Origin of the sequence: Vibrio sp. TBV020, from assembly GCF_046056895.1 — a bacterium.
In the GTDB taxonomy this organism is placed as follows: Bacteria; Pseudomonadota; Gammaproteobacteria; order Enterobacterales; family Vibrionaceae; genus Vibrio.
The window spans coordinates 1,830,055-1,841,597 of the sequence record NZ_JBEEAQ010000003.1; the positions used below are offsets into that span (position 1 = coordinate 1,830,055).

Here is an 11,543-nt window from a genome sequence, read left to right on the forward strand (position 1 = left end):
AAACAATTAACCATTTATCAATAAAGCTTTTACAATAAAGCGGCATTACCCGTGTTAAGCACTATGCTTACAACAACCCCCAAAAATACATACAATTCTAATTGTGGAGTGTGATTATGACCGCGCGTGAAACATTGATGCCGGTTCTGCTTGAAAAAGTATACAAACTTATTCAAGACAAACTCGAGCTTGCTCATCAACCTTTAGTCACCCAACTTGCTCAACATCTGTTTAGCAACATCTCTCAAGACGATCTCGTCGAACGTAATGAATCCGATTTATATGGTGCTGTTGTTTCTCTTTGGCATCATATCAACGAGAAAAAAGCCGACGATATTTCTGTTCGAGTTTTTAATCCAACCGTAAGTCGTCAAGGATGGCAATCGACACATACGATCGTAGAAATCGTAGTGCCAGATGGCCCGTTTTTGGTTGACTCGGTCAAGATGGCGCTTAGCCGTTTGGATCTTTCATCACACTTAATGCTACATGGACCTACACAGGTAGCTCGTACCGAAAAAGGTGAAATTACCGGATTCAATGAAGGCGAAGGTGTACTTCAATCTCTTTTCCATATTGAGGTAGACCGTCTAAGCGACAAAGAAGAAATGGCTTCATTGAAGGCAGAGCTCCTAAGTATCCTGAACGACACCGGATTAGTTGTTCAAGACTGGTTATTGATGGTTGAAAAACTTGAAGAGGTCACCGCTCAAGTAGAATCACAACAAGGAAAGGTCGAGATCCAGCGCGATCGTTATGATGAGTCGCTCCAATTCCTTCGTTGGTTGGGTAATCATAATTTCACATTCATGGGTTATAAAGAGTACGATCTTGTATCAGTCGATGGCGACACAGAATTGCGTCCTACGGCTGATAAAGGATTGGGCCTATTTGCAAACCGCGAACGCGTTCGTACCGTCAAGCTATCTGACTTCCCAGACTCTGCTCGTTTAGAAGCGAAGAAGCCATTCCTTCTAATCGTGACTAAAGGCAACCGAGCTTCGCGCATTCACCGTCCAGCGTATACTGACTACATCGGAATTAAGAAATTCGATAAGAATGGTAAAGTTATTGGTGAACACCGATTCACTGGTCTATATACATCGGCTGTGTACAACCAAAGCGTTGCTGGTATTCCACTAATCCGCGAGAAAGTGGAACGCATACTTGATGCAAGTGGGTACCGCGAAGGTTCATACTCATTTAAAGCACTCCACAATATTCTAGAGAACTACCCACGCGACGAATTACTTCAAGCGAAAGAAGAAGAGCTATTAGAAGTCGGTATGGGTGTTGTACAAATGCAGGATCGCGATTTGCTTCGCCTGTTTGTACGTAAAGACCCGTTCGGTCGTTTCTTCAGCTGTATGGTGTATGTAACCAAAGATCGTTACAACACTGAGCTACGTCGTCAAACTCAACGAATTCTTAAACAGTACTTCGGTTGTGAGCAAGAAGTCGAGTTTACAACTTACTTCTCTGAAAGCCCGCTAGCGCGCACCCATTACATTGTTCGTGTTGATAACAACAACATGGACGTAGACGTTAAAACGATTGAGCAAAACTTAATGGAAGCATCTTCAACTTGGGATGATCGTTTATCAGAAGCGATCGTTGCAAACTTTGGTGAAAGCAAAGGCCTACCTGTTGCTAAAGACTATCTGCGTGCTTTCCCTCGCTCATACAAAGAAGATGTTCTCCCTGGTTCTGCGGTTGCAGATATTGAACGTCTAGAAAAGCTAAGTGATGATAACAAGCTTGGTATGCTTTTCTACCGCCCACAAGAATTAGGGGCAGACTCTAAGTCAGTAAGATTGAAGCTCTATCATCGCGACGAGCCAATCCATCTTTCTGATGTGATGCCTATGCTTGAAAACTTAGGCTTGCGTGTTATCGGAGAATCACCTTACGAAGTTCGTAAAGCTAACGGCCAAGTTTATTGGATCTTAGATTTCTCAATGCTTCATAAGAGCGAGACAACTGTTGATCTTCGTGAAGCTCGCGACCGATTCCAACAAGCTTTCGCAGCAATTTGGGCGGGTGAGTTAGAAAGTGATGGCTTTAACCGTTTGGTGCTTGGTGCTTCTTTAACGGGTCGTGAAATCTCGATTCTTCGTGCGTATGCTCGTTATATGCGTCAAGTTGGCTTCCCATTCAGTCAACAATACATTGAAGACACGCTAAGTCACTACCCACATTTAGCAAAAGGGCTGGTGGAGCTATTTACGAAACGTTTCGAACCGAAACATAAAGGCAGCCAGAAAGGTCAAAATGATCTTATCGCTAAATTGACTGAACAATTAGATCATGTAGAAAGCTTGGATGATGATCGTATCATTCGCCGCTATATCGAAATGATCACTGCGACACTTCGTACCAACTATTATCAAGTTGATGCGAACAAGCAACCTAAGCCTTGGTTGTCTTTGAAAATGAAACCAAGCGACATTCCAGAGATCCCACAACCTGTACCGGCGTTCGAAATCTTCGTGTATGCACCAGATATCGAGGGTGTACACCTGCGTGGTGGTAAGGTTGCTCGTGGTGGTTTACGTTGGTCTGACCGTCAAGAAGACTTCCGTACAGAAATTCTAGGTCTTGTTAAAGCACAGCAAGTTAAGAACACGGTTATCGTACCAGTTGGTGCGAAAGGTGGCTTTGTTTGTAAGAAGCAGCCAACACTTAATGGCCGTGATGAAATTTTCGCAGAAGGTCAACGTTGTTACAAACGCTTCATTCGTGCGCTATTAGATGTTTCAGACAACATTGTTGATGGTGAAGTTTCGCATCCAGTAAATGTTGTTCGTCATGATGAGGACGACCCATACTTGGTTGTTGCAGCCGATAAAGGGACCGCGACATTCTCGGATTTGGCAAACTCTGTGTCTGAAGAGTACAACTTCTGGCTAGGTGATGCCTTTGCGTCGGGTGGCTCAAATGGCTATGACCACAAAGCGATGGGTATTACCGCGAAAGGTGGTTGGGAGTCAGTGAAACGTCACTTCCGCGAAATGGGTATCAACTGTCAAACGACGGACTTCACTGCTATTGGTGTGGGTGATATGGCGGGTGATGTATTTGGTAATGGTATGCTGCTATCGAAGCACACTCGCTTACAAGCTGCTTTCAACCATATGCACATCTTCATCGATCCAAACCCTGAATCAGCTTCAAGCTGGGAAGAACGAAATCGCTTATTTAATCTTCCTCGTTCAAGCTGGGAAGATTACAACGCTGATCTTATTTCTAAAGGCGGTGGTATTTTCTCGCGTCGTGCGAAGTCAATCTCGTTGACGCCAGAAATTCAAAAGATGCTTGGCACTAAGAAAGCGTCAATGGCACCAAATGATCTGATTAAAATGATCCTTTCAATGGAAGTGGATCTGCTTTGGAATGGTGGTATTGGTACTTATGTTAAGGCATCAACGGAAACACACACTGATGTGGGTGACCGTGCAAACGATGTGCTGCGTATTGATGGACGTGACCTTAAAGCGAAAGTTGTTGGAGAAGGCGGTAACTTAGGTATGACTCAATTGGGTCGTATTGAGTATGGCCTGACAGGCGGTCGCGTAAACACCGACTTCGTTGATAACGTGGGTGGTGTTGACTGTTCGGATAACGAAGTAAACATTAAGATCTTCCTAAATGGTCTGGTGACTAACGGCGATCTCACTGTTAAGCAACGTAATAAGATCCTTGAATCAATGGAAGATGAAGTTGGTGAAATCGTGTTAGACGATGCGTACTGCCAAGCGGAATCTATCTCTGTCACGGAACGTCAAGGTACGTCTCTTGTAAAAGAGCAAATCCGTTTCATTCACACAATGGAAAAAGCAGGCCACTTAGACCGTGCGCTAGAGTACATTCCTGATGACGAAACGCTTTTAGAACGTGAAAAGCAGGGTATGGCTCTTACTAGACCAGAACTCTCAGTTCTTGTCGCTTACGGAAAGATGGTTCTGAAAGAAGAGCTTGTACATGAAGACATCGCTAAAGATGATTTCCATGCTCAGCTTTTGGTTAATTACTTCCCGACTGAGTTACGCCGTAACTATTCTGATCAAATGGATAATCATCCACTACGAGCAGAAATCATTGCGACAGCTTTGGCTAACCAAATGGTTAACGAAATGGGCTGTAACTTTGTCACTCGTCTTCAAGAAGAGACGGGCGCAAATGTTGTTGATATCGCGAATGCTTACGCAGCGGCAAGAGAAATCTTTGGACTAGGTAAAGTATTAGAAGATATCCGTTCGTTAGACAATGAAGCACCAACGGACGCGCAATATGACATGATCTTCTATGTTCGTCGCACACTTCGCCGTTTAACGCGTTGGTTACTGCGTAATCGTACTGGACGTCAGTGTGTAAATGCTCTTATCGAGCTTTACCAAGCGGACGTTGAAACCATCAAAGCTAACCTTGACGATATGCTTGTTCCTTCTGAAGTAGAAGAGCATAACGAAATGGCAGATGCTTGGATTGAGCAGGGTGTGAATGCAGATGTCGCAAGTTATGTGGCTCGTTTGTCTAGTCTGTACTCAGTACTGGATATATCCACAGTGGCTCGTGAGAAAGGTAAAACAGTCGAGCAAACAGCGAAGTTGTACTACAACTTGGGTGATCGTTTATCACTGCACTGGTTCTTGAAACAGATCAATGGTCAGGCGGTAGATAACAACTGGCAAGCTCTAGCGAGAGCGGCATTCCGTGAAGATCTTGATTGGCAACAACGTCAGTTAACTGGACAAGTTCTGAGTTGTGGTTGTACCGCTGAGTCACTCGATGTAATGCAAGCACTGGAAGATTGGATCGCAACTAACGAAGTGTCACTGCACCGTTGGGAAAATATCCTCAATGAATTTAAAGTGGGTTCGGTTCATGAATTTGCGAAATTCTCAGTGGCATTGAGAGAGTTGGTACTTCTGAACTTGAATTGTTCAGCGAATGAGTAAACGTTTGCGATAATTCATTGAATAATTCGGTAAAACAGTAAATAATAACGCCCCGTTTACACGGGGCTTTTTTCTTTCGGAGGCACAATGCTTTACCGTCTAGCCAGAACTGGCTTTTTCCAACTTGATGCCGAAAAGGCACATGATCTCGCAATCAAAAACTTCAAGCGTTTTACTGGTACTCCTGTTGATCTTCTTTACCGTCAACAACTTCCTCATCGTCCAGTTGAGTGTATGGGTTTAACTTTCCGCAACCCTGTCGGTCTTGCAGCTGGCCTTGATAAAAACGGCGAATGTATTGAAGCATTCGATGCTATGGGCTTCGGTTTTGTTGAAGTTGGCACAGTGACACCGCGTCCACAAGCGGGTAATGATAAGCCACGTCTTTTCCGTTTGGTTGAAGCAGAAGGCATCATCAACCGTATGGGTTTCAACAACCTAGGTGTTGATAACCTAGTTGAAAACGTTAAGAAGGCCAAGTTTGATTGCGTTCTTGGCATCAATATTGGTAAGAACAAAGATACGCCGATTGAAAAGGGTGCTGAAGATTACTTAATCTGCATGGAAAAAGTTTATGAACATGCAGGCTATATTGCAGTAAATATTTCATCGCCAAATACTCCAGGACTTCGCTCTCTTCAATACGGTGAAGCATTGGATGAACTTTTGGCTGAGCTAAAAACGAAGCAAGCCGAACTTGCCGAGAAATTTGGCAAGTATGTTCCGCTTGCACTGAAGATCGCTCCGGATCTAAGTGATGACGAGATCAAACAGATCTGTGAATCACTGCTTAAAAACAAAATCGATGCTGTTATCGCAACAAACACTACGCTTGACCGTAGCATCGTTGAAGGTATGAAACATTGTAACGAAGCGGGTGGTTTAAGTGGCCGACCTGTACAGTCTCGCAGTACAGAGGTAGTTCGTCGTCTTCATGAAGAGTTAAGCGATCAGATTCCAGTTATTGGGGTAGGTGGTGTTGATTCTTATGTTGCCGCTAAAGAGAAGATGATGGCAGGCGCGCAACTTGTCCAAGTTTACTCTGGCTTCATTTATCATGGCCCTGCGCTAGTACGCGATATCGTTAAAAACCTATAGTTTACATTATGTTGTCATTAGTCTTAGGTGACAATGTCACTTCAGCCTAGCGACAAATAATCTGACGTAAAACGAGAGGAAATGCATAGTCATTTCCTCTTTTTTTTTACGAAAGAGCTAATAGAATTTCAATATTATTTGGAAGGTAATTAAGCGTTTTACCTATTAATGTAAAAACTAACCAGAGATGGAACGATGCTTAAACCTAGTGACAAATGGACTTGGTATTACGAAGACTCAGAAGGGCACTTAATGCTCGACCTGGGCAACGAAATGCTATTCAAAACAAATCTCCCTCGTAAACTGATTGTGGATTGCGCAATAGGTGTGAATGAGTTCTCTGTCGATGATGCATCCGCGTATCAAGGTTATAAAGAGCAAATTGCTCATCTTGATCTAAGTGAACCAAGACAAGCAGAACTTGCGCTTTATTGTGTTGCGGCAAAGAGGTTTCATAAGCCTGTTCAACCAAAGAGCTGGTTCTTTGATTCCGTATCAGATGATGCAGCCACTCCTGAAGAAGGTGATTTGATCCGTCTATCCAATAGCAACAACCAAGGCTACTTTATCGTTCTTGAAGTAGGAGAGAATGCGAGCCTTTGTGCTTCCGTATGCCTCGAAGAGTTCACGCTATCTGGTTCAAAAAGCCTAAAGTTTGGTGAAGCGATCAAAGTGATGCATGACCGTATGGCTATTGTGAACCATCTATTTACTGTTCAGCACATCCGATTGGTGGGCTAAACCCAATTATCGTTCCTTTGTTTCATTTCCCGCCAGCTTAATAGCTGGCTTTTTTTTGCGCAAAATTCCCCGAATACAACAGTTTAGACTCATCACTAGTGCCAATTAATTGTGATTTTGGTTCAACTTTTGCCCAGTCAGTACTAAAAAAGCACGCCCGAGCCTTACTTCCTGTTAGGCCTTTGAGCGCATAAATTCCTCATTTAGCGTCTTTCTGTAACCTAATTACACAAATAAATCCTATTGGTATAGACCAAAATGCAGGTGAATAAGCATTCACTTCGTCTTGGGAGACCGTTCTTTCGAGAGCCAATTATTCGGGAATATCAGAGTTCGTAATCGAGTTACTAAAAAGTGAGTTGGCTATTGAATGCCCAATTAGTAATAAATAGAGCGGAAAGTCTTTAATCGGCTAACGATAAAGGTGTATGTCAGGTATAATGGGGGGTCATTTTCTACAGAATTAAAAGATCACTATGCATCAATATCTTGCGGTTACTTCCAATGGCCTCGAAAACCTTCTGGTTGAGGAGCTCACAAAGCTTGGCATTACTAATGCTAAACCTGTTCAAGCGGGCGTTCGCTTTAAAGCTTCTAATGAACAGATATATCGTTGTTGTTTATGGAGCCGTCTAGCGTCGCGTTTTGTTCGTGTTTTGTCGGAGTTCACTTGTAACGACGATATGGACTTGTATCTGGCGACTTCTTCAGTGAATTGGGTCAATCATTTCCATAGCTCTAAGAAGTTTGTTGTTGATTTCAATGGTACAAATCGTGAAATCAGAAACAGCCAGTACGGTGCGATGAAAGTGAAAGATGCAGTAGTGGACTGCTTTGAGAAGAAGAATCTACCAAGACCTTCGATCAGTAAAGATCATTCAGATCTTCGAATCCACGTTCGCCTTCACCGCGATAAAGCTATTTTAGGTGTTGATATGGTTGGTGGCGGTCTCCATCAACGTGGCTATCGTCCTGCTTCAGGTAAAGCGCCACTTCGTGAGACATTAGCTGCTGCAATTATTCTTCGTAGTGGATGGACAGCTGACAAACCTCTATTAGACCCGATGTGTGGTTCTGGTACGTTGCTTATAGAAGCTGCAATGATGGCCGCAAATATGGCGCCAGGTGTAAAACGTGAGAAGTGGGGCTTTGAGTCTCTAGAAGATTTCGAGCCAGAGCTATGGGCTGAGATCAAATCTGAAGCATCGGTTCAGGCTCGACGTGGCGTCAATAAAATTGACACTAAATTCTTTGGCTTTGATAACGATCCTAGAGTCATCCAAACTGCTCGTGACAACGCTCGTCGCGCTGGTGTGGATTCGCTTATTGAGTTTAAAGAAGGTGATGCTGCACAAGTCATGCGTCCTGAAGGCTTTGAAGAGGGGGTAATTGTTTCAAACCCTCCATACGGTGAACGTCTTGGCACTCATCCTGGTCTTATTGCTCTATATACTGCGTTCGGTGCACAGCTAAAAGCCCAATTTGGTGGTTGTCAGGCTTCTATTTTCTCTAGTTCAGACGAGCTATTGAGCTGCCTACGCATGCGTGCGGACAAACAATTTAAGCTGAATAACGGTGCTCTGCCGTGTCAGCAGAAGAATTACTCAATTAGTGCTCGTCAAACTGATGGTAAGAGTGACAACGTCACTGGGCAGGTTATTGCTCCCGACTTTTCGAACCGTTTAAAGAAAAACATTGGTAAGATCGGTAAATGGGCACGTAAAGAGCAGCTAGATTGTTACCGTATCTATGATGCAGATTTACCAGAGTACAATGTTGCTATTGATGTTTACCTGGATCAGTTGGTGATTCAAGAGTACGCGGCTCCTAAAGATATTCCAGAAGAGAAAGCAAAACGTCGTTTAACTGATATTATTCGCGCTGCGATTCAGGTAACGGGAACTGAGGCTAATAAAGTTGTCTTGAAAGTACGTGAGAAACAAAAGGGCCGCTCTCAGTATCAGAAGCTGTCTCAGGAATCAGAGAAGTTAGAGGTAAACGAGTACGGCGTGAAGCTTATCGTTAATCTACATGACTATCTTGATACAGGCTTGTTCCTTGATCATAAAATCACCCGTCGTAAGTTGGGTGAGATGGCTGCAGGTAAAGACTTCTTAAACCTATTCGCTTATACAGGCTCTGGGACTGTTCATGCGGCTTGTGGTGGCGCTAAATCTACAACCACTGTCGATATGTCGAACACTTACTTAGAGTGGGCGAAAGACAACATGAAGCTTAATGGTCAAGTAGGCCGTCAACATCGATTTGAACAAGCGGATTGTTTGCAGTGGCTAGAGAAATCAACCTCACAGTTTGATTTGATCTTTATTGACCCACCGACGTTCTCTAACTCTAAGCGTATGGAACAGAGCTTTGACGTTCAGCGTGATCACATCCAGCTGATGAAGAATCTCAAACGTCTTCTTCGTAATGAAGGAACGATCGTATTCTCTAATAATAAACGCCACTTCAAAATGGATTTAGAAGCTCTTAAAGAGTTAGGGCTTGAGGCTAAGAACATTTCTGGCCAGACGCTACCACTCGACTTCTCTCGCAACAAACATATTCATAATTGCTGGGTACTAAAACACAAGGACTAGTTAAGTATCGTGATTACTCTGTACAGTACAGAAGGGTGCCATCTGTGTGAGATGGCATACCAACTCACTCAACAACTCAATGTTTCAGATCAGGTCACTATTGTCGATATTGCTTTCGACGATGAGCTGTTTTCTCGTTACGGGGTCACAATTCCCGTACTCAATTACCAAGGTAATGAGCTCAATTGGCCTTTCGATTTGGAACAACTACAAGTTTGGTTAGATAACAATGGCATTACTTACAATTAATAACGGATTGCTGGCCTACGGTGATCATCCTTTACTCGACCATTCAGATTTCGCATTACAAGAAAACGAACGTGTTTGTTTAGTGGGACGAAATGGCGCTGGTAAATCTACTTTAATGAAAGTACTTGCCGGTGAAGTTGTTCTAGATGATGGCAAACTAACGGTGACGCAAGACGTTGTAGTTTCAAGGCTAGAGCAAGACCCACCTCGCAACCAAGAAGGTACGGTACTTGATTACGTTGCTGGTGGCTTAGCTGAGATTGGTGAGAAACTAAAGATCTATCAAGATCAGCTCGATCTGATTGCCGAAGACCCTTCAGAGCAGAACATCAATAAGTTGGCTCGCATTCAAGAAGAGCTTGAAACTAACGGTGCATGGCGTTTTGAAGACCGTATCAAGAATGTTCTTGCTGCACTTAAGCTTGATGGTCACACAAAACTTACTGATCTATCTGGTGGTTGGCAGCGTAAAGCCGCATTAGCGAGAGCTTTGGTGTGCGACCCTGACGTATTACTTCTTGATGAGCCGACTAACCACCTTGACGTTACAACGATTGAGTGGTTAGAAAACTTCCTTAAAGACTTTCGTGGTTCCATTATCTTCATCTCGCACGATCGCGCGTTCATTAAATCCATGGCGACTCGTATCGTCGATCTCGATCGTGGCAAGCTTTCTTCATTCCCAGGTGATTACGAAAACTACCTTGTAGAAAAAGAAGAAGCGTTACGTGTTGAAGAGATGCAAAATGCGGAGTTTGACAAAAAGCTCGCCCAAGAAGAAGTTTGGATCCGTCAGGGTATCAAGGCTCGACGCACGCGTAATGAAGGTCGAGTAAGAGCACTTAAAAAGCTACGTGAAGAACGCAGCGATCGACGTGAAGTTCAGGGCAAAGCGAATATTCAAATTGATGATGCGGCTCGTTCAGGCAAGATTGTCTTCGAGGCGAAAAACATCAATTACAGTATTGAAGGTAAGTCGATCGTTAAAGACTTTTCGTTCAATATTATGCGTGGCGATCGAATTGCTCTTATCGGACCTAACGGTTGTGGTAAGAGTACGTTGTTAAAACTGCTGCTTAACGATCTAGAACCACAGTCAGGGAAGCTCCATTGTGGTACCAAGCTTGAAGTTGCTTACTTTGACCAATACCGCGAAATTCTCGACCCAGAAAAGTCTGTAATAGATAATCTTGCCGATGGTAAACAAGAGGTCATGGTTGGCGGTCGACAGCGACACGCACTTAGCTATCTTCAAGACTTCTTATTTGCACCCAAGCGTGCACGTACTCCTGTAAAAGCACTATCAGGCGGAGAGAAGAACAGGCTATTACTTGCTCGAATCTTCCTCAAATCAAACAACCTTTTGGTGTTAGATGAACCAACTAACGATCTAGATATCGAAACTTTGGAACTTTTAGAAGATTTGCTTGCCAACTATCAGGGTACGCTTTTACTTGTAAGTCACGATCGTCAGTTTGTTGATAACACTGTGACCACAAGTTGGATCTTCGAAGGTGAAGGTGTGATTGAGGAGTTCGTTGGTGGCTATCACGATGCTCAGCAACAGCGCTCTCAAACTCATCAAGCTAGATCGTCTGAAAAACCGACGAAAAGTGCTAAACAGGTTGAGGAAACTCCCAAAACTGTTGCAGCAAAGAGTAAGCCGAAGAAGTTATCTTATAAACTGCAACGAGAGTTAGAAGGGCTACCAGCAAAACTTGAAGAATTAGAATCTGAAATCGAGAGTTTGCAAGAGCAGGTTAATAGTGCTGATTTCTTTTCAAAGTCAGTTGACCAAACACAACCAATTTTAGATAAGTTGGCTGCTAGAGAGCAGGAACTTGAAGTTGCTTTTGAGCGTTGGGAAGAGCTCGAAGCAATGCAACAGGAAAGTTAA

At 43.5% G+C, this 11,543-nt stretch carries 6 protein-coding genes; all 6 read left to right on the forward strand.

What is annotated here, in order from left to right:
• The first annotated feature begins 116 nt into the window (after positions 1–116).
• The 6 genes from AAFX28_RS16410 to AAFX28_RS16435 all read left to right on the forward strand — a co-directional run bounded on the left by AAFX28_RS16410 (position 117) and on the right by AAFX28_RS16435 (position 11,543).
• Complete coding sequence (locus tag AAFX28_RS16410; protein ID WP_408689226.1) at positions 117–4,958, forward strand: NAD-glutamate dehydrogenase; 4,842 nt, start codon at positions 117–119, stop codon at positions 4,956–4,958.
• A gap of 87 nt (positions 4,959–5,045) precedes the next feature.
• Entirely contained in the window at positions 5,046–6,056 is a 1,011-nt protein-coding gene (gene pyrD / locus AAFX28_RS16415; RefSeq protein WP_408689228.1) for a quinone-dependent dihydroorotate dehydrogenase, read from the forward strand.
• A 195-nt stretch (positions 6,057–6,251) separates the two neighbouring features.
• Positions 6,252–6,797, forward strand: coding sequence for a cell division protein ZapC (locus AAFX28_RS16420; protein ID WP_408689230.1), 546 nt, complete (start codon positions 6,252–6,254; stop codon positions 6,795–6,797).
• 476 nt (positions 6,798–7,273) lie between these two features.
• Positions 7,274–9,397 (forward strand): bifunctional 23S rRNA (guanine(2069)-N(7))-methyltransferase RlmK/23S rRNA (guanine(2445)-N(2))-methyltransferase RlmL, encoded by a 2,124-nt coding sequence (gene rlmKL, locus AAFX28_RS16425; protein WP_408689232.1) that lies wholly within the window; start codon positions 7,274–7,276, stop codon positions 9,395–9,397.
• 9 nt (positions 9,398–9,406) lie between these two features.
• Positions 9,407–9,646, forward strand: a complete 240-nt coding sequence (locus tag AAFX28_RS16430; RefSeq protein ID WP_408689233.1) for a glutaredoxin family protein — start codon at positions 9,407–9,409, stop codon at positions 9,644–9,646.
• The gene (locus AAFX28_RS16435; protein WP_408689235.1) at positions 9,627–11,543 is read left to right on the forward strand and encodes an ABC transporter ATP-binding protein; all 1,917 of its coding nucleotides are present in this window, start codon (positions 9,627–9,629) and stop codon (positions 11,541–11,543) included. Before AAFX28_RS16430 ends, AAFX28_RS16435 begins: the two co-directional genes overlap by 20 nt.